Source organism: Streptomyces sp. NPDC001902 (assembly GCF_042891295.1).
GTDB lineage: Bacteria > Actinomycetota > Actinomycetes > Streptomycetales > Streptomycetaceae > Actinacidiphila.
In genome coordinates, this window is the sequence record NZ_JBIATA010000028.1 from 49,841 (window position 1) to 71,616 (window position 21,776).

The 21,776-nt window shown below is 72.2% G+C and carries 23 protein-coding genes and 1 tRNA gene; 7 read left to right on the forward strand and 17 right to left on the reverse strand.

Annotated elements, in window-relative coordinates:
• Nucleotides 1–52: 52 nt before the first annotated feature.
• From ACFYYN_RS34425 to sp36, 4 genes are all read right to left on the reverse strand, one after another.
• On the reverse strand, nt 53–877 hold the full coding sequence (locus ACFYYN_RS34425; protein ID WP_500336471.1) for an MBL fold metallo-hydrolase: 825 nt from the start codon (nt 875–877) through the stop codon (nt 53–55).
• The gene (locus tag ACFYYN_RS34430) at nt 874–1,746 is read right to left on the reverse strand and encodes an NUDIX hydrolase (RefSeq protein WP_500548835.1); all 873 of its coding nucleotides are present in this window, start codon (nt 1,744–1,746) and stop codon (nt 874–876) included. The genes ACFYYN_RS34425 and ACFYYN_RS34430 overlap by 4 nt, the downstream gene beginning before the upstream one ends.
• A 111-nt stretch (nt 1,747–1,857) precedes the next feature.
• Nucleotides 1,858–2,322 (reverse strand): RidA family protein, encoded by a 465-nt coding sequence (locus ACFYYN_RS34435; RefSeq protein WP_500332008.1) that lies wholly within the window; start codon nt 2,320–2,322, stop codon nt 1,858–1,860.
• Complete coding sequence (gene sp36 / locus ACFYYN_RS34440; protein ID WP_450400653.1) at nt 2,319–2,480, reverse strand: Sp36 family protein; 162 nt, start codon at nt 2,478–2,480, stop codon at nt 2,319–2,321. Before sp36 ends, ACFYYN_RS34435 begins: the two co-directional genes overlap by 4 nt.
• Before the next feature lie 71 nt (nt 2,481–2,551).
• Between sp36 and bagA the strand changes: the two genes are divergently transcribed.
• Together bagA and bagB are read left to right on the forward strand one after the other, a co-directional pair.
• Nucleotides 2,552–3,532, forward strand: coding sequence for a P-loop NTPase family protein (bagA, locus tag ACFYYN_RS34445; RefSeq protein WP_499513051.1), 981 nt, complete (start codon nt 2,552–2,554; stop codon nt 3,530–3,532).
• Entirely contained in the window at nt 3,529–4,971 is a 1,443-nt protein-coding gene (bagB, locus tag ACFYYN_RS34450) for an ATPase BagB (RefSeq protein WP_500548836.1), read from the forward strand. The genes bagA and bagB overlap by 4 nt, the downstream gene beginning before the upstream one ends.
• Here bagB and ACFYYN_RS34455 read toward each other — a convergent pair.
• Nucleotides 4,953–5,303 carry a WhiB family transcriptional regulator gene (locus tag ACFYYN_RS34455; RefSeq protein WP_499604943.1) on the reverse strand — a complete coding sequence of 117 codons (351 nt, stop codon included), beginning with the start codon at nt 5,301–5,303 and terminating at the stop codon, nt 4,953–4,955. The genes bagB and ACFYYN_RS34455 overlap by 19 nt on opposite strands.
• 397 nt (nt 5,304–5,700) lie before the next feature.
• Between ACFYYN_RS34455 and ACFYYN_RS34460 the strand changes: the two genes are divergently transcribed.
• Nucleotides 5,701–7,995, forward strand: a complete 2,295-nt coding sequence (locus tag ACFYYN_RS34460; protein ID WP_500548837.1) for a transglycosylase domain-containing protein — start codon at nt 5,701–5,703, stop codon at nt 7,993–7,995.
• A gap of 130 nt (nt 7,996–8,125) precedes the next feature.
• On the opposite strand, the gene ACFYYN_RS34465 is transcribed toward ACFYYN_RS34460, so the two are convergent.
• Complete coding sequence (locus ACFYYN_RS34465) at nt 8,126–8,587, reverse strand: GatB/YqeY domain-containing protein (protein WP_500332011.1); 462 nt, start codon at nt 8,585–8,587, stop codon at nt 8,126–8,128.
• A gap of 76 nt (nt 8,588–8,663) precedes the next feature.
• Between ACFYYN_RS34465 and ACFYYN_RS34470 the strand changes: the two genes are divergently transcribed.
• Together ACFYYN_RS34470 and ACFYYN_RS34475 are read left to right on the forward strand one after the other, a co-directional pair.
• Nucleotides 8,664–9,596 carry a metallophosphoesterase gene (locus tag ACFYYN_RS34470; RefSeq protein WP_500548838.1) on the forward strand — a complete coding sequence of 311 codons (933 nt, stop codon included), beginning with the start codon at nt 8,664–8,666 and terminating at the stop codon, nt 9,594–9,596.
• 88 nt (nt 9,597–9,684) lie between these two features.
• Nucleotides 9,685–9,758: transfer RNA gene (locus ACFYYN_RS34475), tRNA-Pro, on the forward strand.
• Between the two features lie 110 nt (nt 9,759–9,868).
• Here ACFYYN_RS34475 and ACFYYN_RS34480 read toward each other — a convergent pair.
• The 4 genes from ACFYYN_RS34480 to ACFYYN_RS34495 form a co-directional block, all read right to left on the reverse strand.
• Nucleotides 9,869–10,615: an SDR family oxidoreductase gene (locus ACFYYN_RS34480; RefSeq protein WP_500548839.1), complete on the reverse strand. Its 747-nt coding sequence runs from the start codon at nt 10,613–10,615 to the stop codon at nt 9,869–9,871.
• 91 nt (nt 10,616–10,706) lie between these two features.
• Entirely contained in the window at nt 10,707–11,270 is a 564-nt protein-coding gene (locus ACFYYN_RS34485) for a hypothetical protein (protein WP_500548840.1), read from the reverse strand.
• Nucleotides 11,271–11,330: 60 nt separating this feature from the next.
• Entirely contained in the window at nt 11,331–12,893 is a 1,563-nt protein-coding gene (locus tag ACFYYN_RS34490) for an alpha/beta hydrolase (protein WP_500548841.1), read from the reverse strand.
• 208 nt (nt 12,894–13,101) lie between these two features.
• Complete coding sequence (locus ACFYYN_RS34495; protein ID WP_500548842.1) at nt 13,102–13,566, reverse strand: GNAT family N-acetyltransferase; 465 nt, start codon at nt 13,564–13,566, stop codon at nt 13,102–13,104.
• A gap of 67 nt (nt 13,567–13,633) precedes the next feature.
• Between ACFYYN_RS34495 and ACFYYN_RS34500 the strand changes: the two genes are divergently transcribed.
• Nucleotides 13,634–13,939, forward strand: coding sequence for a DUF6191 domain-containing protein (locus tag ACFYYN_RS34500; protein WP_500548843.1), 306 nt, complete (start codon nt 13,634–13,636; stop codon nt 13,937–13,939).
• A gap of 46 nt (nt 13,940–13,985) precedes the next feature.
• Nucleotides 13,986–15,776 (forward strand): S9 family peptidase, encoded by a 1,791-nt coding sequence (locus ACFYYN_RS34505; protein ID WP_500548844.1) that lies wholly within the window; start codon nt 13,986–13,988, stop codon nt 15,774–15,776.
• Here ACFYYN_RS34505 and ACFYYN_RS34510 read toward each other — a convergent pair.
• The 7 genes from ACFYYN_RS34510 to ACFYYN_RS34540 all read right to left on the reverse strand — a co-directional run bounded on the left by ACFYYN_RS34510 (nt 15,732) and on the right by ACFYYN_RS34540 (nt 21,737).
• Nucleotides 15,732–16,586, reverse strand: a complete 855-nt coding sequence (locus ACFYYN_RS34510; protein WP_500548845.1) for an SURF1 family protein — start codon at nt 16,584–16,586, stop codon at nt 15,732–15,734. The genes ACFYYN_RS34505 and ACFYYN_RS34510 overlap by 45 nt on opposite strands.
• Before the next feature lie 48 nt (nt 16,587–16,634).
• Nucleotides 16,635–17,672, reverse strand: coding sequence for a hypothetical protein (locus ACFYYN_RS34515; RefSeq protein ID WP_500548846.1), 1,038 nt, complete (start codon nt 17,670–17,672; stop codon nt 16,635–16,637).
• A complete protein-coding gene (locus ACFYYN_RS34520) occupies nt 17,669–18,337 on the reverse strand; it encodes a SigE family RNA polymerase sigma factor (RefSeq protein WP_500332021.1) in 669 nt (222 codons plus the stop codon). The genes ACFYYN_RS34515 and ACFYYN_RS34520 overlap by 4 nt, the downstream gene beginning before the upstream one ends.
• A 287-nt stretch (nt 18,338–18,624) precedes the next feature.
• A complete protein-coding gene (locus ACFYYN_RS34525; RefSeq protein ID WP_499513036.1) occupies nt 18,625–19,899 on the reverse strand; it encodes an aspartate kinase in 1,275 nt (424 codons plus the stop codon).
• Between the two features lie 237 nt (nt 19,900–20,136).
• Nucleotides 20,137–20,784, reverse strand: coding sequence for a DUF5063 domain-containing protein (locus ACFYYN_RS34530; protein WP_500332022.1), 648 nt, complete (start codon nt 20,782–20,784; stop codon nt 20,137–20,139).
• Complete coding sequence (gene recR / locus ACFYYN_RS34535; RefSeq protein ID WP_018558314.1) at nt 20,777–21,376, reverse strand: recombination mediator RecR; 600 nt, start codon at nt 21,374–21,376, stop codon at nt 20,777–20,779. Before recR ends, ACFYYN_RS34530 begins: the two co-directional genes overlap by 8 nt.
• A 25-nt stretch (nt 21,377–21,401) precedes the next feature.
• Nucleotides 21,402–21,737 carry a YbaB/EbfC family nucleoid-associated protein gene (locus tag ACFYYN_RS34540; RefSeq protein WP_431958833.1) on the reverse strand — a complete coding sequence of 112 codons (336 nt, stop codon included), beginning with the start codon at nt 21,735–21,737 and terminating at the stop codon, nt 21,402–21,404.
• Between the last annotated feature and the right edge of the window lie 39 nt (nt 21,738–21,776).

A 21,776-nucleotide genomic window follows, 5' to 3' on the forward strand; every position in this document is an offset into this window, starting at 1 on the left:
GTCTCCGTCAGCGTCCGCGGGGCGCGGGGGCGCCGGGCGGGCACACCGCACGTCAGATCAGCCCGTGCTCCAGCAGGTAGTCCAGCTGCGCCCGCACCGACAGCTCGGCGGCCGGCCACAGGGCGCGGTCGACGTCCGCGTAGACGTGGGCGACGACCTCGGAGGGGGTCGCGAGGCCCCGCTCGACGGCCGTCTCGACCTGGGCGAGGCGGTGGGCGCGGTGGGCGAGGTAGAACTCGACCGCGCCCCGGGCGTCGGCGAGGACCGGGCCGTGGCCGGGCAGGACGGTGGCGACGCCGTCGTGCATCGTGAGCGCCTGCAGCCGGCGCAGGGAGTCCAGGTAGTCACCCAGCCGCCCGTCGGGGTGGGCGACGACCGTGGTGCCACGCCCGAGGACGGTGTCGCCGGTGAGCACGGCCCGGTCGGCGGGCAGGTGGAAGGAGAGCGAGTCCGCGGTGTGCCCGGGGGTGGGCACGACGCGCAGTTCCAGGCCGCCGGTGGTGACGACGTCGCCCGCGGACAGGCCCTCCTCGCCCAGGCGCAGTGCCGGGTCCAGGGCGCGCACCGCCGTCCCCGTCAGCTCGGCGAAGCGGCCCGCGCCCTCGGCGTGGTCGGGGTGGCCGTGGGTGAGCAGGGTGAGGGCGATCCGCTTGCCGAGGGAGTGCGCGGTGGAGACCACGTTGTTCAGGTGGCCCTCGTCGAGCGGCCCCGGGTCGATGACGACGGCGAGCTCGGAGTCCGGCTCGGAGACGAGCCAGGTGTTCGTGCCGTCCAGCGTCATGGGCGAGGGGTTCGGCGCGAGCACGCACACCGCGCGGGCGGTCGCCCGGCCCCCGACCTCCGCGCGGGGCTTGCCGGGCTGAAGGGCCGAGGTCATTCGGCGGCTCCCATGCGCTTGGTGAATTCCTCGTGGCCGGGCCAGGTCAGCACGATCTCCTCGCCCACCAGCGCGGCCCGCGCCAGCACCGGGGTGAGGTCGCGCCCGTCCGCGGCGCCCGCCAGGGCCGCTGACGCCGAGTCGTACGGCAGCAGCTCCCGCAGCGTCGCGATCGTCGGCGGCAGCATGGTCATCTCGCCGCGGTCGTAGCCGTCCACGGCCTCGGCGGGCCGCAGCCACACCGTGCGGTCCGCCTCGCCCGACACGTCGCGGGTGCGCTGGCCGGGCGGGAGCGCGGTCACGAAGAACCACGTGTCGTACCGGCGCTCCTCGAACTCCGGGGTGATCCAGCGGGCCCACGGGCCGAGCAGGTCGGAGCGGAGCACCAGGGAACGGCGGGCCAGGAAGTCGGCGAAGGACAGCTCCCGCGAGACCAGGGCGCGCCGGTCGGCCTCCCAGTCCTCGCCGGTGGTGTCCGCGACGACGGACCGCTCGTCGGGCCCGGCCAGCAGCACGCCGGACTCCTCGAAGGTCTCGCGCACGGCCGCGCACACGATCGCCTGCGCGGCGGCGGGGTCCAGGCCCTCGCCCAGCCGGGCGGCCCAGGTCGGCGGCGGGGGTCCCGCCCAGGCCACCGGGCGCTCGTCGCGCGGGTCCACACCGCCGCCGGGATAGGCGTACGCGCCCGCGGCGAAGGCCATCGAGGCCCGGCGCCGCAGCAGGTGCACGGCGGGGCCGCCGTCGCCGTCCCGCAGCAGCAGGACGGTCGCCGCACGGCGCGGCACGACGGGCTCCAGGGTGCCCGCGGTGAGGGCGCGGATGCGCTCGGGCCAGCTCGCCGGGAACCACTGGCCGTTCGTGGTGGTCATGTGGCGGATGCTATGCGCTTGCGCGGGGATGTTCGATAGGGCCCGGGCCGGGCGGGCCCGGGGTACCCCTCCGGTGGCCGGGACACGGCTCCGCCGGAGGGGTGCGGGACGTCAGTCCTCGACCTCGACCTGGATCTCGACCTCGACCGGCGCGTCGAGCGGCAGGACGGCCACGCCGACGGCGCTGCGGGCGTGCACGCCCTTCTCGCCGAGGACCTCGCCCAGCAGCTCGCTCGCGCCGTTGACGACGGCCGGCTGCCCGGTGAAGTCGGGGGCGGAGGCGACGAAGCCGACGACCTTCACGACGCGCTTGACGCGGTCGAGGTCACCCACGACGGAGCGGACCGCGGCCAGGGCGTTGAGCGCGCAGGTGCGGGCGAGTTGCTTGGCCTCGTCCGCGGTGACCTCGGCGCCGACCTTGCCGGTGCAGGTCAGCTTGCCCTCGACGAGCGGCAGCTGGCCCGCGGTGTAGACGTACGCGCCGGACCGGACGGCCGGGACGTACGCGGCGAGCGGGGCGGCCACCGCGGGGAGCTCGAGCCCCAGTTCCGCCAGCCGCTGCTCGACCGCGCTCACGCGTTCTTCTCGCGTTTGAAGTACGCCACCAGCTGCTCGGGGTTGTTCGGGCCCGGCACGACCTGGACGAGCTCCCAGCCGTCCTCGCCCCAGGTGTCCAGGATCTGCTTCGTCGCGTGCACCAGCAGCGGCACGGTCGCGTATTCCCACTTCGTCATGAGGGGACTGTAATGCCTGGCACAGCCCCGCCCCCGAGTAGCCCCGCCCTCGACTGGTTAGGCTCGCAGGTGTGAGGCTCCACATCGTGACGGGCAAGGGCGGTACCGGCAAGACGACGGTCGCCGCTGCGCTGGCACTCGCCCTCGCCGCCGAGGGTCGACGGACACTGCTGACGGAGGTGGAGGGGCGGCAGGGCATCGCGCAGCTCTTCGAGACCGAGGCCCTCCCCTACGAGGAGCGCAAGATCGCCGTGGCCCCGGGCGGCGGCGAGGTGTACGCCCTGGCCATCGACGCCGAACAGGCGCTGCTGGACTACCTCGACATGTTCTACAAGCTCGGCCGGGCCGGGCGGGCCCTGAAGAAGCTGGGCGCGATCGACTTCGCCACCACCGTGGCGCCGGGACTGCGCGACGTCCTGCTGACCGGCAAGGTCTGCGAGGCCGTGCGCCGCAAGGACCGGGCGGGCTGGCGGTCGTACGACGCGGTGGTGCTGGACGCGCCGCCGACCGGGCGGATCACGCGCTTCCTCAACGTCAACGACGAGGTCGCCGGGCTGGCCCGGTTCGGCCCGATACACAATCAGGCGCAGGCCGTGATGCGGGTGATGAAGTCCCCGGAGACCGCGGTGCACCTGGTCACCCTCCTGGAGGAGATGCCGGTCCAGGAGACCGTGGACGGCGTGGCCGAGCTGCGCGAGGCGGGGCTGCCGACCGGGGCCGTGGTCATCAACATGGTGCGCCCGGTGGTGATGGACGGCGCGGCCGTGGCCTCGGCGCGCGACGGGCAGCGCACGGCGATCGCCAAGGCGCTCTCCCAGGCCGGGCTGGGCGGCGCGCGGCGCGGCGGCCTCGCGGAGCGGCTCGTCGACCCGCTGCTGGCGCAGGCGCACGAGCACGCGGAGCGCGTGGCCCTGGAGCGGGCCCAGCGCGAGGAACTGGCCGCGCTGGGGCTGCCCGCGTACGAGCTGGAACTGATGGGCGACGGGGTCGATCTCGGCGGGTTGTACAGATTGGCTGAAAATCTGCGGAAGCAGGGGCTGGGGGTCGCATGAGCCTGGAGAGTCCGGTATTGGACATCGACCCGCTGATCGACGATCCGAGGACCCGGATCGTCGTCTGCTGCGGCTCGGGCGGGGTCGGCAAGACCACCACGGCCGCGGCGCTGGGCGTCCGTGCCGCCGAGCGCGGCCGCAAGGCCGTCGTGCTGACCATCGACCCGGCGCGTCGGCTGGCGCAGTCCATGGGCCTCACGGAACTCGACAACACCCCGCGCAAGGTGGCCGGGATCGACGAGTCCGCGGGCGGTGAGCTGCACGCGATGATGCTCGACATGAAGCGGACCTTCGACGAGGTCGTGCTCCAGCACACGGACCAGGAGCGGGCCCGGGCGATCCTGGACAACCCCTTCTACCAGTCGCTCTCCGCGGGCTTCGCGGGCACGCAGGAGTACATGGCCATGGAGAAGCTGGGCCAGCTGCGCGCGCTCGACGCGTGGGACCTGATCATCGTCGACACCCCGCCGAGCCGGTCGGCGCTGGACTTCCTGGACGCCCCCAAGCGGCTGGGGTCCTTCCTGGACGGGCGTTTCATCCGGCTGCTGATGGCCCCCGCGAAGGTCGGCGGGCGGGCCGGCGTGAAGTTCCTCAACGTCGGGATGTCGATGATGACCGGCACGCTCAGCAAGGTCATGGGCGCGCACCTGCTGCGCGACGTGCAGACCTTCGTGGCGGCGATGGACTCGATGTTCGGCGGCTTCCGCTCCCGGGCGGACGCCACGTACAAGCTGCTCCAGGCGAACGGGACGGCGTTCCTGGTGGTGGCCGCGCCGGAGCGGGACGCGCTGCGCGAGGCCTCGTACTTCGTGGAGCGGCTGGCGGCGGAGAACATGCCGCTCGCCGGGCTGGTGCTGAACCGTGTGCACGGCAGCGGGGCGGCGCAGCTCACGGCGGAGCGGGCGCTGGCGGCGGCGGAGGCACTGGACGACCTGGACGACCTGGATGCCGCTGACGCGACTGACGCCTCCGACGCCGCCCCTGTCGCCGGATATCCGTCAACTCCCCGGCTGACCGGGGAGTTTGACGAATCCGCAGAAAATCTTCAAAGCGTCGGCATTGTGGATCAGCCCGGCGGGAAAGCTGGACTCCGTACGGCCGACGGCGGCGAAGGGACCCCCAGTACGGACAGTGCGGACACCAGCTCTCCCGAATCGCCCACCGGCTCCCCGACCGTTTCCGTGCCCGCACAGGACCCCGCCGCGGGCCGGCCCACGGACCCGCTGGACACCGACCGCCTCACCGCCGGCCTGCTGCGCCTGCACGCCGAACGGATGCAGCTGGTCGCGCGCGAGCGGCGTACCCGTGAGCGTTTCGTCTCGGTGCACCCGGACGTGCCCATGGTGGACGTCGCGGCCCTGCCCGGCGACGTGCACGACCTCGAGGGCCTGCGCGCGATCGGCGAACGTCTCGCGCAGGGTCAGCCGACGGCGGCGTAGTCGTCGTAGTCCCCGTCGTAGCCCTCGTCGTCGAGCGGGAGCACACCCGTGCTGCGCTCGTACTCCGTGCGCGCCGTCTCCAGGAGCCTGCGCCACGAGGTGACCGTGGGACGCCGGCGCAGCAGCGCCCTGCGCTCCCGCTCGGTCATCCCGCCCCAGACGCCGAACTCCACACGGTTGTCCAGAGCGTCGGCCAGGCACTCGGTACGCACCGGGCAGCCGGTGCACACCGCCTTGGCCCTGTTCTGGGCCGCTCCCTGGACGAAAAGTTCATCCGGATCCGTCGTGCGGCACGCGGCCTGCGTACTCCAGTCCGTAACCCAGCTGCTCATGCTGGCGCCGTCCTCTCCCGAATCGAGGCTCCCCCACGGCGGCAAGCGGCATATTCACCGTTGCCAGTTGAGGACGTTACGGAAGGTGGGCACGGCGCAACAGCCCTTTCAGGCCCAATCTTGAATGGCCCGAACGGACTATGGGTACGCGGCAGATCACCCGACGGAGTGAGCCGACGGCAGAACGGGCGAATTGCCGCAAAACGGTCAGCTCGCCACTTCTGGGGCCTGAGATCCAGGTCATATGGCTGGCATATGACAGGAATTCGGGCAGTTCTCATCACCCACAAGAGTGAGGATGGAAGACAGACGTGTGCGCAGTGTTCGCGCCTGTCTGTTACAGAGTAGGCGAACAAGCATGCCCACGTCTTAAGAATGGCAACGTAAGCTGCACCCCATGGGTCACAAGCGATCGCGCCCCACCAGCAGCGGCGGCACCAGTACCGCTCAGCAGGCCGCCAAGTTCCTGGGTGTCAGCGTCCTGGCCGGCGTGGTGCTGGCCGGCATCGCCCTCCCCGCGGCGGGGGCGCTCGGACTGAGCGCCAAGGGCACCGCGGCCGGCTTCGACTCCCTGCCGGGCGAGCTGAAGCGCCCGCCGCTCTCGCAGAGCACCCGGATCCTGGACGTCAAGGGCGACCTGATCGCGAACGTCTACTCGCGCGACCGCACGGTCGTGGGGCTCGACAAGATCAGCAAGTCGATGCAGCAGGCCATCGTCGCCATCGAGGACGCCCGCTTCTACGAGCACGGCGCGATCGACGTCAAGGGCATCCTGCGCGCGCTCAACAAGAACGCCCAGGAGGGCGGTGTCTCCGAGGGCGCTTCCACCCTGACGCAGCAGTACGTGAAGAACGTCTTCATCGAGGAGGCCGGCGACGACCCCACCAAGGTCCAGCAGGCCACCCAGCAGACCATCGGTCGCAAGATCAAAGAGATGAAGTACGCCATCCAGCTCGAGCAGGAGCTGGGGAAGCAGAAGATCCTCGAGAACTACCTCAACATCACCTTCTTCGGCGAGCAGGCCTACGGGGTCGAGGCCGCCTCCCGGCGTTACTTCAGCAAGTCCGCCAAGGACCTGTCGCTCACCGAGTCCGCGCTGCTGGCCGGCCTCGTCCAGTCGCCGAGCCGGTACGACCCCGTGAACGACCCGGAGGAGGCCAAGAAGCGCCGCGACGTGGTGCTGCAGCGCATGGCCGACCTGAAGGACGTCACGCAGGCCCAGGCCGACGCCGCGAAGAAGAAGCCGCTCGGCCTCAAGATCCGCGAGCCCAAGAACGGCTGCATCACCGCCGTCAACGGCGCCGGGTTCTTCTGCGACTACGTGCGCCAGGTCTTCCTCAGCGACAAGGCCTTCGGCAAGACCAAGGCCGAGCGCGCCAAGCGCTGGGACCAGGGCGGCCTCACCGTCCGCACCACCCTCGACCCGAAGGCGCAGCGGGCGGTCCAAGACTCGATCAGCCAGCACGTGTACAAGAGCGACGACGTCGCCACCGCCGTGACCCTGGTCCAGCCGGGCACGGGCAGGATCGTCGGGATGGGCCAGTCCCGCCCGTACGGCTTCAAGAAGAACCAGACCCAGATCAACTACTCCGTCGACCGGAACATGGGCGGCGGCGCGGGCTACCAGCCGGGTTCGACGTTCAAGCCCTTCACCGCCGCGGCCGCCCTGGAGAAGGGCATGTCGACGGCCCAGTCCTACCCCTCGCCGAACGAGATGCCGTACCCGGACGTGACCGACTGCGACGGCAAGCGCTACACGAGCAAGGACAAGGTGCCCAACGAGAGGAAGGACGAGGTCGGCCCGTACGGAATGAGGGAGGCGCTGGCGAAGTCGATCAACACCTACTTCGTCTCCCTGGAGGCCGACGCCGGCCTGTGCGACGTGACGCGGATGGTCAACTCCCTCGGCATCACCAAGCGCGCCGGCGGGACGAAGTTCGGCCTCGGTGCCTCCTTCACCCTCGGCGTCAACGAGATGTCGCCGCTGAAGATGGCCGCCGCCTACGCGGCCTTCGCCAACAAGGGCGAGTACTGCACCCCGGTCGCCATCGAGTCGATTAGCGACGCGAACGGCAAGAAGCTGCCGGTGCCCAAGACCGAGTGCGAGCGGGCCATGTCCGAGCAGACCGCCTCCACGATCAGCACCCTGCTCAAGGGCGTGGTCGAGGACGGCACCGGTCAGCAGGCCGGGCTCAGCGACCGCGACAGCGCGGGCAAGACGGGTACGACGGACTTCCGGTACGCCGCCTGGTTCGTGGGCTACACCTCGGACATGGCGGGTGCCGTCTGGGTCGGCGACCCGGCCCACAAGCGCAGGATGACCAACATCACCATCGGCGGCCACTACCACGCCGAGGTATACGGCGCCGACACCCCGGGTCCGATCTGGAAGGACGCGATGTCCGGCGCCCTGGCCGGCACCGTCTCGCCCGGCCTGCCGACGGTCGCCATCAAGGATCCCGAGAAGCCGCGCAACGACGATGACGACCACCACGGCCGCGGTGACAACGGCGGCAACGGCAACGGTGGCGACGACGGCCTGCTCGGCGGGATCTTCGGCGGCGACACCCTCGGCGGCGACGGGGCCAACGGCTTCACCACCGGCGGTGGCAACGGCCGCGGCGGCGGGAACAACAGCACCACGGGTCCCGGGACCGGCACCCCCGAGACGGGCGGCACCGGGCCGGGCTGATCCCCGCGGGAGACGACGTGACGCCGAAGGGGCGCCGGGACCGATCGGTCCCGGCGCCCCTTCGGCGTTCCGGTGGAGGGCGCCCGGCGGGCCACGCCGCCCTCCGTGGCGTCGGGGCCCGTCGGCCCCGTCAGCCGCCCGCGAGCTGCTTGCGCACCTCGGCGGCGACCCGGCCGCCCTCGGCCAGGCCGGCGACCTTCGGGTTCACGATCTTCATGACCGCGCCGATCGCCTTCGGCCCCTCGGCGCCCGACTCCTCGATCGCCGCGGCGACGATGCCGGCCAGCTCCGCGTCGTCCAGCTGCTTGGGCAGGTAGGCGTCCAGCACCTCGCGCTCGGCCAGCTCACGCTCCGCGGCCTCCTTGCGGCCGCCCTGCTCGAAGGCGTCGGCGGCCTCCCGGCGCTTCTTCGCCTCGCGGGCGATCACCTTCAGCACCTCGTCGTCGGAGAGCTCGCGCGCCTCCTTGCCCGCGACCTCCTCCTTGGTGATCGCGGTGAGGGTCAGACGGAGGGTGGACGAGGTCAGCTCGTCCCGCCCCTTGATGGCAGCCGTGAGGTCGTCGTGCAGACGCTTCTTGAGCGTGGTGGTCATGGCGTCGAGTCTGCCAGGTCGCCACCGGGAGGGCCGCGGATTTATCCCTGACGTGCCGTCTGCCACCATGGAGGGCATGCGCGCGCGATACGGAGTACCCCTGGGCATCACAGCTGCCGGTGCGGCCTGCGTGGCCTACGCGGCCGGGATCGAGGCACGGTCGTTCCGGCTGCGCAGGGTGGCGGTCCCGGTGCTGCCGGCCGGGATGCGGCCGATCCGCGTCCTGCAGGTCTCCGACATCCACATGGTCCGCGGCCAGAACAAGAAGCGCCGCTGGCTGCAGTCGCTGGCCGGGCTCCGCCCCGACTTCGTCGTGAACACCGGCGACAACCTCTCCGACCCCCAGGGCGTCCCCGAGCTGATGGACGCCCTCGGGCCGCTGCTCGACCTCCCCGGCGCCTACGTCTTCGGCTCCAACGACTACTACGGCCCCACCCCGCGCAACCCCGCCCGCTACCTCGCCGAGCGCCTCCGGGGCACGCACGGTCTCAACGGCCAGAACAACCCCGCCATCGGCGTCATCCGCAACCCGTGGGAGGAGATCCGCGACGCCTTCGACGTGGCCGGCTGGGTCGGGGTCAACAACACCCGCGGCCGCCTCAAGCTCGACGACGGCATCGAGATCGCCTTCGCGGGCCTCGACGACCCCCACATCCGGCGCGACCGCTACGCCGCCATCGCCGGCGGTCCCGACACGGACGCCGACCTCTCGCTCGCGGTCGTCCACGCCCCGTACCTGCGCGTGCTCGACGCCTTCACCGCCGACCGCTACCCGCTGATCCTCGCCGGGCACACCCACGGCGGCCAGCTGTGCATCCCCTTCTACGGCGCCCTCGTCACCAACTGCGACATCGACGCGGACCGGGTCAAGGGCCTGTCCACCCACGAGGCCGCCGGTCGCCGCTCCTACCTGCACGTCTCCGCGGGCTGCGGCACCAACCGCTACACCCCGGTCCGCTTCGCCTGCCCGCCCGAGGCCACCCTGCTCACCCTGACACCGGGCGCCTGAGCCGCCGCGGAAAACCGGATTTCGTCTCCAGCGGGAGGTCCGCTAGAGTAATCCTCGTCGCGCCGGGCCCGAGGCCACGACGCGACACCGGGGTGTGGCGCAGCTTGGTAGCGCGCTTCGTTCGGGACGAAGAGGCCGTGGGTTCAAATCCCGCCACCCCGACTTCGTAGATGCAGATCAGGGCTCCCAGGAATTTTCCCGGGAGCCCTGACTCGTCTCATGTGACTATCCGCCTGACCACCGCTCGCGGTCCCGGCCGAAGCCGGGGCCGCTCATGAGGCCTTCGCCGCGCTCTGCGCCTTGAGCCACTCGGCGAACGTCTGGGTGCCGCGGGGGCCGGGGCCGGTCGGCAGCAGGCCGCCGCTGCGCATCCCGCCAGGGAAGTACAGGGGCACGACCGGACGGCGGCGCGCGCCGCCCGCGGCGATGAGGCGCCGGGCCAGGTCGACCAGGGACTCGACCTGCGGGCCCGCGAGCTCGGGGGCCATCCCCTTCGGCGCTTCGAGGGCGAGGTCGACGAGGGCTTCGGCCACTTCCCGTACGGCGATGGGCTGGACCGGCGCCGTCGGCACCAGCGCGATCGGTCCGGGGACACCGCTCAGCGCCTGACCGACGAACTCGTAGAACTGCGTCGCCCGCATGATGGTCCATGGCACCGGCCCGCCCCGGATGATCTCCTCCTGCCGCAGCTTGCCCGTGTAGTACGGGTGCCCGACCCGGTCGACCCCCACGATCGACGGCGTCACGAGGTGCCGGACCCCGGCGCGTTCGGCCGCACCGATGAGGTTCCGTCCCGCCTTCTCGAAGAAGCCGACGGCGACCGACTTGCGGTTCGTGGTCACGTTGCTGACGTCGATCACCGCGTCGGCCCCGGTCAGCGCCGCTTCCAGCCCCGACCCGCTCACCAGGTCGACGCCCTGTCCGCGTGACAGCACCACGGGCTCGTGTCCGCGGGCCCGTACGGCCTCCACCACGAAACGTCCGGCCACCCCGGTACCGCCGGCGACTGCGATCTTCATGACTGCTCCTGTCCTCCCGGTGCTGCACGAGAGGAAGGAACGGGCCACACCTATCGCGTCAGCTCCACCTATTGTTACGAACGCGATCGTATCATTCAATACTAATAGGGATGGCCGCCGCTTGCCGGCCGCCCCGAGGCCGTCCTCTCAGTCCACCGGACCCGGGGGGGCACCCAGGGTCCCGCGAGCGCCAACCGTGCGGCGGCTCACCGACACCCTGCGCAAGCAGCCACGCCGCGGCCCGCACCAGGCCGCGCGCCGCGTCCAGGGGGGTGTCGCAGGAGCGCCCGCTCTCGGCGACGGTGTGCCCGCCGCAATCCACCTCGCGGTCGCACGCCACCCTGACCTCCGCCTCGACCTCCCACGGCGGACCCCCGCGCAGGTCCCAGAGGCATCGGCGCGGGACGTACAGCCGCGCATGGAAGGAGACCTCGCGGACCTCCACGGAGCCGAAGACTCCCGTGAGCTCGAAGCCCTCAACGCGGTGGTATTCCAGGCCACTTCCGGTGTGACCGGCCCGGACGCCGAGGTGCTCGGCCAACCGCGAGACGAGCGCACCGGCCGTGCTCAGCGCTTCCTGCACGGCCTCGGCGTCAGCCGGATCCGGGAACACCCAGCGCACATCGCCCCGGCCGAGCGGGATCGCTTCCTCCACGGGCACGAGTCTGACCCGGTGCGGGCCCACGGCCAAGGCCCGGACGCGCAGCGGCGCGGGTCAGCCGCAGATGGTGCCGGGGGCGGGGAGTTCGCCGTGGGTCAGGTAGAGGTCGACGGCGTCGTCGATGCAGGGGCTGCCGCGGTGGTAGGCGGTGTGGCCGTCGCCGTCGTAGGTGAGGAGGTGGCCGGAGTCGAGTTGACGGGCGAGGGACTGGGCCCAGGGGTACGGGGTGGCGGGGTCGCGGGTGGTGCCGACGACGAGGATGGGGGCGGCGCCGAAGGCGGCGATGGCGTGCGGGGTCTGGGTCGCCGGGACGGGCCAGTGGGTGCACAGCACCAGGAACGTGGCCAGTGAGGTGCCGAACTGGGGCGAGGCGTGCAGGAAGGCGGGCAGTGCGGCCTGGGCCTGGGCCTCGGAGAAGCGGGCCCCGAGGGTGGAGCTGAGGCAGTCGACGGCGAGGAGGGCGTCCGCGGCGTTGCCGGAGTCGCCCTCGTCCGTGCCGCCGAACTGCTGCAGCTCGGTGGTGTCGCCGGCCAGGATCTGGCGCAGCATGGTGCGCAGTTCCTCCCAGGAGGCCTCGCGCAGGGCCGTGATGACCGCGGTGAGGAGGTCCTCGCCGGTGACGGTGATGTCCTTGCCCTGGCGCAGCGGGCCGGCGTCCAGCTTGTCCCGCAGGCCGTCGAGGACGCGGCCGGCCTCCGCGACGGAGTGGCCGACCGGGCAGTCGGGGCGGGCGGCGCAGTCGGCGGCGAAGGAGTCCCAGGCCAGCTGGTACCCGGCGGTGCTGTCCAGGTTCTCGCGGTAGCCGTCGATCGCCGGGTCGACGGCGCCGTCGAGGACCATGCGGCCGACCCGCGAGGGGAACAGCTCGGCGTAGGTCGCGCCGAGGTAGGTGCCGTAGGAGTAGCCGAGGTAGTGCAGGCGCTCGTCGCCGAGGAGGGCGCGGACGACGTCCATGTCGCGTGCCGCGTCCGGGGTGCCGAGGTGGGGCAGCAGTTCCCCGGCGTGCTCCTCGCAGGCGTCGGCGAGTTCCTCGAACGCCTCGTAGGAGTCGGTGATCTCGGCCGCGTCGCCGGACAGCCGCAGGCCGAAGCCCATGGGGGTGGCCGGGGTGTCGGTGGCGCACTCCACGGGGGTGCTGTACTGCACGCCGCGCGGGTCGACGGCGACCAGGTCGTACGCGGAGCGCGTGGCCGGGGAGAAGGTGCCGGCGGCGGCGACCAGGTAGTCGACGGCGGACTCGCCGGGACCGCCGGGGTTGATTTGGAGCGAGCCGACGCGGGCGGCGGCGTCGCCGGTGGCCCGCACGCGGGCGGCGGTCAGGGTGATGTCGCCCGCTTCCGGGTGGGCGTAGTCCAGGGGCACCGTCACGGTCGCGCACTGGAAGCCGGGCACGTCCTGGCAGGCTTCCCAGTCGAGGTGCTGCTCGTAGTAGCGCCGCAGCTCGGGGGGTACGCCCGCCGCGGGGTCCGCGGCCGCCCGGCCGGCTTCGGGGGACAGCCGCAACGGGCCGGCGGTGGCGCAGGCAGCGGTCAGCAGGAGCCCGCAGGTGCTCAGCACCGCGAGCACGCCCCGCAGCCTGCGCCGGGGTATCCCGTCGGTGTCCCGTACAGCGATCATCGCCACGCCTTCCTCGTACGCCCGTGTGACGGGGGGACCGCCGGACGCGGCGCCCGGGCCGCCCCGGGGAATCAGGGTCCGGTCGTGTCGCGGAGCGCTCGGACGCACCCCCCGCGGCTCCGCTGCGTCACCACCCCATCACACGTCGTACGTGGTGGCGGCCCGAGTGGGCCGAACGCGTGAACTTCCCAAGGGCCCGGACAGGGGTTCAGCGGGGCGCGTAGGCGATGCGCTCGAAGGGCCAGGCGCCGGCCAGCCAGTCGCTGACGACGCGGTGCAGCGCGGCGTCCAGGGCGGCGTGGGGGGCGCTGACCCAGGAGCGGACGTCGATGACGCCGGGCTCGGTACGTGAGCCGTAGACGTACACGCAGCCGATGACGTCGCCGCCGGGGACGGACAGGACGGTGTAGGTGAAGCCGGTGCGGCGCTCGAAGTCCTCCGCGTGCTTGCGCAGGTCCTCCAGGTTGGCTTCGAGGCTAATCCCGTCCGGCGGCGGCCAGGAGCGGCCCTCGAAGCCGGGGGTGGCGCGGATGTGGTCGATGCCGGACGTCCAGGCGGCGTGGTCGGCGGCGTTGTGCCGCGGGCCGAGGGGCTCCAGGCGGAAGCGGTCGGTGGCGGGCGGGTCCGGGACGACGAAGTCCGGCGGGACGAGGGGCTGTTCGGTGTCGGTCATGGCGCGAGGGTAACCGGGTGCCGCCCGGGCCGTCGCCGGTGCGCCGCCGCCGTGCGAAGGTTGGGCCATGGGTGTCGAGTTCGTGGTCTTCATGACGCTGCCGGGCCTGGTGATCCTGCTGGTCGGGGTGGCCTTCGTCGACCAGGTGCTGCGGGCGGGCCGGTGGGGCGGACGGAGCGGGCACGTCTCCGCGACCGGTTTCGAGCAGCTGCACGCGAGCTTCTCGCCGGGCAAGCGCAGCGAGTTGGACGAGCGCCGGGCGACGCTGATGCTGCGCGACGAGGAGGGCGACGGGGCGCCCCCGCGGTCGCGGGTGGACCTGGGGCGGGGGACGGCGCTGATCGTCGTTCCGGGGCGTGATCGCAGCTGGTGACGACGGCCACGGTCCGCTGCGGGGCGCGATCGGGTTTGATGGTGGCATGAGCGACGTCATGGCTGGTATGCCGGATTGGGAGAAGCGCTTCCGGGCGCCACGCGTCGGACTGCCGGAGTGGGCGGAGGACGCCCCCCACCGCAGCCTGTTCGTGTCGAATGCGACGGGTACCTACGAGCTGTACGCGTGGGACCGGACGACCGGGGCGCAGCGGCAGGTCACCGACCGGCCGAACGGCACGTCGGACGGGACGCTGACGCCGGACGGCGCGTGGGTGTGGTGGTTCGCGGACACCGACGGGGACGAGTTCGGGGTCTGGATGCGGCAGCCCTTCGCGGGCGGCCCGGACGAGCCGGCCGCGCCCGGCCTGGAGCCCTCGTACCCCGCGGGGCTGGCGCTGGGCCGGGGCGGGCTGTCGGTGGTGGGCCGCTCCACCGACGAGGAGGGCACGACGATCCACGTCGTGCGTCCCGGGGCGGAACCGGTGGAGATCTACCGGCACGAGGAGTCGGGTGGGGTCGGCGCGCTGTCGGAGGACGGCACGCTGGTCGTCGTCGAGCACACCGAGCACGGCGACGCGATGCACTCGGCGCTGCGGGTCGTCACGACGGACGGCACGACGGTCGCGGAGCTGGACGACAGCGAGGGCGGCACGAAGGAACTGGGCCTGGAGTGCCTGGGGTTCGCCCCCGTGCCGGGCGACGCCCGGCTGCTGGTGGCGCACCAGCGGCGCGGCCGCTGGGAGCCGATGGTCTGGGACGTCGCGGCGGGCACGGAGACCGCCCTGGCGATCGACCTGCCCGGTGACGTCGCGGCGGAGTGGTACCCGGACGGCACCGCGCTGCTGGTGGTGCACTCGTACCGGGCCCGCAGCGAGATCTACCGCTACGGGCTGGCGGACGGGGAGCTGACCCGGCTGGACACCCCGGCGGGTTCGGTGAGCGGCGCGACGGCCCGCCCCGACGGCACGGTGGAGTTCCTGTGGTCGTCGGCGGCGGCGCCCTCCGAGGTGCGGTCGACGACCGGGGCCGTGGTGCTGGAGGCGCCGGGTGAGCGGGCCCCGGGCTCGCTGCCGGTGGAGGACGTGTGGGTGGACGGGCCCGGCGGGCCGGTGCACGCGCTCATCCAGCGGCCCGCGCGGGGCGAGGGCCCGTACCCGACGGTGTTCGAGATCCACGGCGGGCCCACCTGGCACGACTCGGACGCCTTCGCGGCCGGCCCGGCGGCCTGGCTGGACCACGGGTACGCGGTGGTGCGGGTCAACTACCGCGGTTCCACGGGCTACGGCCGGGAGTGGACGGACGCGCTCAAGCACCGCGTCGGCCTGATCGAGCTGGAGGACATCGCGGCGGTCCGGACGTGGGCGGTGGAGTCGGGCTTCGCCGACCCGGCCCGGCTGGTGCTGTCCGGCGGCTCCTGGGGCGGCTTCCTGACGCTGCTGGGGCTGGGCACCCAGCCCGAGCTGTGGACGGTGGGCCTCGCGGCGGTGCCGGTCGCGGACTACGTGACGGCGTACGGCGACGAGATGGAGGCGCTGAAGGCGCTGGACCGCACCCTGTTCGGCGGTTCCCCCGAGGAGGTCCCGGACCGCTACGAGGCGTCCTCGCCGATCACGTACGTGGCGCGGGTCAAGGCCCCGGTCTACGTCTCGGCGGGCCTCAACGACCCGCGCTGCCCCATCCGGCAGATCGACAACTACGTCGAGCGGCTGGCGGGCCTGGGCAAGGCGCACGAGGTCTACCGCTACGACGCCGGGCACGGCTCGCTCGTCGTCGACGAGCGGATCAAGCAGCTACGACTGGAGCTGGACTTCGTCCGGCGCCACCTCGGCGGCTGAGGCCGCGGCCGGCCCCTCCTCCCCGGTGAGGCCGAGCTCGGCGTCGCGCCGGGTCTCGGCCTCCCGCCGGACGAGCCGGAACCACATGAAGACCACGAAGCCCGCGAAGACGAACCACTCGCCGGTGTAGCCGAGGTTCTGGAAGGCCTTGAGGTCCAGGCCGGTGCCGCTCGGCGCGACCGGAGGGACGGCCCGCAGGGGCGCGGGGACGGCCTCGGTCTGGGTGATCCAGGCGCCGTACACCTGGTACGGGACGAGGTTGACCAGGGACGCCGCGCTGATGATCCCCAGCTGTCCCTCGGCGAGCCCGCCGCGGCCGATCGCGCCGTCGGTGCCGGCGCTCTCGGGGGCCTGCAGGGCCCCGGTGACGGTGACCTCGCCGGCCGGCGGTGCGGGCACGCCGGCGGCGGACGCGCGGTCCGCGTCGCCGGGCAGCCAGCCGCGGACTACGGGCAGGGCGGCCGCGCCGTCGCCGGTCAGCAGCGGGGTGAGCACGTAGTAGCCGGTGCGTCCGTCGAGCTCACGGCCGGGCACGAGGAACTGGTGCGCCGTGTCGTAGCGGCCGGTGGCCCGTACCGTGCGGCCGGCCGTCTCGGTGGTCAACGCGGAGGTCGCCCGCGGCAGCAGGCGCTCCAGCGGCGCCGCGTCCCGGGCGGTGGCCGCGGGCTTGTCCTGGGCGGCGCGGTGGCTGTCGACGCGGGCCTCGAACCGGCTCAGCTGCCAGCTGCCCATGAAGGTGCAGAGGACCACGGCGCACACCATGAAGAGGTGCCCGCCCAGCCAGCGGGGGGACAGCAGGAACCGGTACACGCCGTCAACGGTACGGGGCGCCCGGGCGTCCCCGGGAACCGCCCCCCGCTACTGCGCGGCGATGGCGCCGGTCCTGTAGACCGTCCCGGCGCAGGCACCGCCGATCGTCGCCATGACGACGGGCGCTCCGGCCTCGGGCGTGTGGCTCAGCACGATGCTGCCCGCCGGGCCGCCCTGGCCGGGGCCGTCCATACCTGCCGGGGGCGCGGACGCCTCGCCGGACGGGGTGTTGGTGGCGGTCTCGGTGGGCGTCGGCGTGGCCGGGGGAGTGCAGCCGCCCGAGTCGCCGCCGGCGGCCGGGACCCAGGTGAACTCGACCCGGTAGCTCTGCCCGGGCTTGAGGATCAGCGTCGTGCCGAGGGAGTCGGGCAGTGTGGTGCCGTCGTTCGGGGTGTGGTCGACGACGTTGATGCGGGCGGAGTCGGCCGCGCCCTGGGTGGAGGAGACGCTGACCGAACCGCCGCCGTCGACGGTGCACGAGCCCTTCGAGGTGTTCGCCACCTGGAACCAGCCGTCGACCCGGCCCGAGCCGTCGGCGGCGCCGGCGTACCCGGAGGCGCTGCCGAGGTCGCCGGCGGTGCACAGCGGGGCGTTGGCCGCGAGCGTGTCGGAGGGGTCCGCGGAGCCCGTCGCTCCGGGGGTGACGTGCCCGTGGGAGCCGCCGGTGCGCGTGGGGTCCTCGTCGCGACGGCCGTCGCCGTCGGACGGGGAGGGCGTGCCGGCGCCGGCGGCGGGGCCGTTCGCGTCGCCGTCGGTGCCACCGGTGTCCTCGGCGCTGGAGGCGTTGGCGGTGCCGGTCCTGGCGGATCCGGAGAGGTCCGCCGCGTGGAGGGCGGCGGGGACCGCGACCAGCGCCAGCAGGCACGCGGCCGCGCTGCCGGCCAGCAACTGCCGGCGGTGCGCCCGCCGGGCGGGGACCGCGCGGCGCAGGTGCTCCAGCGCCTCCTGGCCCGGCTGGATGTCGCTCACGGCGTCGCGCATGAGCCGGCGCAGCGCCAGTTCGTCGGGGTTCAGCCGCTCCTCGGGGCTGCCACCGCCGATGTCGTTCTCGGTTTCCATACCGCCGGGTGGGTTCGGGTTGGTCATGCCGGGGCCTCCATCGCGACGCGGAGCGCCGCGAGACCACGCGAGCCGTACGCCTTCACCGAGCCTAGGGAAATGCCGAGGGTCTCGGCTACTTGGGCTTCGGTCATGTCGGCGAAGTAGCGCAGAACGAGGACCTCGCGCTGCCGGCGCTGCAGCTTGCGCAGGGCCGCCTTCAACTCGTCGCGCTCCAGCGCCTCGTACGCCCCCTCCTCGGCGCTCGCCATGTCGGGCATGGGCTTGGACAGCAGCCGCATGCCCATGATGCGGCGGCGCAGCGCGGAGCGGGAGAGGTTGACGACGGTCTGCCGGAGGTAGGCGAGGGTCTTCTCGGGTTCGCGGACCCGCTTGCGGGCCGAGTGGACGCGGATGAAGGCCTCCTGGACGACGTCCTCGCAGGAGGCGGTGTCGTCCAGCAGGAGTGCGGCGAGGCCGAGCAGCGAGCGGTAGTGGGCCCGGTAGGTCTCGGTGAGGTGGTCGACGGTGGTCCCGACTGACATCGCGGCGTCAGTGTCGCCGCGGTCGCGGTCCGAGGGCGCCTGCACCACAGGCCAGGGCGCGATCACCGGGATGCCGCCGACTGCGCGCGACGGCCGCCGGACGTGCGGACGCGCCGGAGCGCTGCCCCGCCCCACGAGGGGTGCTTCGATGCCGAGTGCCTCTGCCACGCCTGTTGGACACGCGTCCCCCCGTCAGGGTTGTACGCCCGAGGCACCGTTTTTGACGGTGTAGCACATATGCGCATGCGTACCAACTCTTCCCCAATGCCCCTTTTGCTGGCGCTGTTGCGCCGCGCCCGGCCTGCAGCACAGTAGGGCAGTGCGCTGACACAAAGACGCTCCCTGCGCGTCGCACGGTTGCGACACACAGGGAGCTGAAATTGTCTGGCGCCTACAGGCTTCCGATCAAGCGGTCCAGACCAGAGATTTGGGTCACCCGACCGAAATCGGGGTGCTCAGCGGCCTGTTCCTCCGTAGACGACCGCTTCGTCGGTTTCGCTGTCCAGGCCGAACGCGGAGTGCACGGCGCGCACGGCCTCGTTGACGTCGTCGGCGCGGGTGACGACCGAGATGCGGATCTCGGAGGTCGAGATCAGCTCGATGTTCACGCCCGCGTTGGACAGCGCCTCGAAGAACTGCGCCGTGACACCGGGGTTGGTCTTCATGCCGGCGCCGACCAGCGAGATCTTGGCGATCTGGTCGTCGTAGCGGAGCGTCTCGAAACCGATGGTGCCCTGGACGCGCTTCAGGGCCTCGATCGCCCTCGGGCCGTCGGCCTTGGGGAGGGTGAAGGAGATGTCGGTCAGGCCGGTGGCCGCGGCCGACACGTTCTGCACCACCATGTCGATGTTGATCTCGGCGTCCGCGATCGCCCGGAAGATCACGGCCGCCTCGCCCGGCTTGTCGGGCACACCGACGACCGTCACCTTGGCCTCGGATGTGTCGTGCGCGACACCGGAGATGATCGCGTGCTCCATGCCCGTCTGGTCCTCTCGCGGCTCATTGCTGACCCAAGTGCCCTGGAGGCCGGAGAACGACGACCGGACGTGGATCGGGATGTTGTAACGGCGGGCGTACTCCACACAGCGGTGGAGCAGCACCTTGGAGCCGGAGCTGGCGAGCTCCAGCATGTCCTCGGAGGAGATCCAGTCGATCTTCCGCGCCTTCTTCACCACGCGCGGGTCGGCGGTGAACACGCCGTCGACGTCGGTGTAGATCTCGCACACTCCGGCGTCGAGGGCCGCCGCCAGCGCCACCGCGGTGGTGTCGGAGCCGCCCCGGCCCAGCGTCGTGATGTCCTTGCTGTCCTGGGACACGCCCTGGAAGCCGGCCACGATCGCGATGTTGCCCTGGTCGAGGGCGGTGCGGATGCGGCCCGGCGTGACGTCGATGATCCGTGCTTTGTTGTGGACGGAGTCGGTGATGACACCCGCCTGGCTACCGGTGAACGACTGCGCCTCGTGTCCGAGGTTCTTGATCGCCATCGCCAGCAGGGCCATGGAGATCCGTTCCCCGGCGGTCAGCAGCATGTCGAACTCGCGGCCGGTAGGCATCGGAGATACCTGTTCGGCGAGCTCGATCAACTCGTCCGTCGTGTCACCCATCGCCGAGACCACGACGACCACCTGGTGGCCGCTCTTCTTGGCATCGACGATCCGCTTGGCAACGCGCTTGATGCCCTCGGCATCCGCAACGGAGGAGCCGCCGTACTTCTGCACGACAAGGCCCACGTGCGCTCCTCAAATCCGGTACTGCGTTCGGCTCAGTCTAACGAGCAGGCCGGAACCGACCTCTCAATACCACATGCTGAGACGCCGGGCCCACTCTGCGAGCCATCTGCCCAACGACACGCCGACCTATGCACACCGGGCGGCGTGCTCCGGGTCACTACGGCCCCGGGTCACCGCCTGGGAGACCCGACCACGCACACGCGCCCGCCCCTCGGGAGGGGCGGGCGCGGTGGGGGTTCAGCGGCTGGGGCGCAGCCCCAGCGGCTTGGCGATCTCGGCGGCCATGACCCGGCCGGCCTCGGCGGCGAGCTTGTCCTCGTCGTCCGCGCCGTGGTCGGTGTCCAGTCCGTCCAGTGCGTCCAGCGGGCTGTCCAGCCGCACATGGGCGACGAGGGACTGCAGGGCCCGCAGCGAGGCCGAGGCGGTCGGCCCCCAGTTGGACAGGTAGGAGAACTGCCACCACCACAGCGCCTCGCTGACCCGGCCCTCGCGGAAGTGCGCCAGGCCGTGCGCGAGGTCCGTCACCACGTCCGCGAGGTCGTCGGAGATCCGGCAGGCCACCGGCGTGCTGCGCGGCACGTAGGGGTCGAAGACCTCGGAGTAGACGTCGATCGGCTCCAGCAGCACCGCGAGCCGCTGGCGCAGCTCGTCGGCGTCGGGCTCCGGGCCGATGTCGGGCTCGTAGCGCTCCTCCGGGACGATGTCCTCGTGCGCCCCGAGGCGGCCCCCGGCCAGCAGCAGCTGGGAGACCTCCAGCAGCAGGTAGGGCACCGCGCTGTCGGGGTCGTCGCCCTTGGCGACCTCCCGTACCGACAGGATGAAGCTCTCGATCTGGTCCGAGATCGAGGAGGCGAAGTCGTCGGGGTCCAGGGCGTTGTCAGACATCAAGCAGCCGCCTTCCTTCAAAGGCCCGGCCGAGCGTGACCTCGTCGGCGTACTCCAAGTCGCCGCCGACCGGCAGACCGCTCGCGAGACGGGTGACCTTCAGTCCCATCGGTTTGACCATGCGTGCGAGATACGTGGCCGTCGCCTCCCCCTCGAGGTTGGGGTCGGTGGCCAGGATCAGCTCGGTGACGCTACCGTCCGCGAGCCGCGCCAGCAGCTCCCGTATGCGCAGGTCGTCCGGGCCGACCCCCTCGATCGGACTGATCGCGCCGCCGAGCACGTGGTAGCGGCCGCGGAACTCGCGGGTCCGCTCGATCGCCACCACGTCCTTGGGTTCCTCGACCACGCAGATGACGGCCGGGTCGCGGCGCGGATCACGGCAGACCCGGCACTGGTCGGCCTCGGCGACGTTGCCGCAGACCGCGCAGAACCTGACCTTCGCCTTCACCTCGCTGAGGGCGTGCGCGAGCCGTCGGACGTCGGCGGGGTCCGCCTGCAGGATGTGGAAGGCGATCCGCTGCGCGCTCTTGGGACCCACGCCGGGCAGCCTGCCCAGCTCGTCGATCAGGTCCTGAACCACGCCCTCGTACACGCTGTGCCCTCTTCGTCGCCTGGAACTAGAAAGGAAGGCCGGGGATGCCCCCGAGCCCCTGGGCGAGCGGGCCGAGCTTGCTCTGCTGCAGCTCCTGCGCGCTCGCGGTCGCGTTGTGCACGGCGGCGACGACCAGATCGGCCAGCGTCTCCGTGTCCTCAGGATCGACCGCCTTGGGGTCGATGACCAGCCCCCGCAGCTCCCCGGCTCCGGTCACGGTCGCCTTCACCAGACCACCGCCGGCCGTTCCCTCGATCTCGGTCTCGGCGAGCTCCTGCTGGGCCGCCGCGAGGTCCTGCTGCATCTTCTGTGCCTGCTTGAGCAGCTGCTGCATGTTCGGCTGACCACCACCGGGGATCACGGTCTCGCTCCTGCCTCACGACGTCGGTTGTGCGGGTAG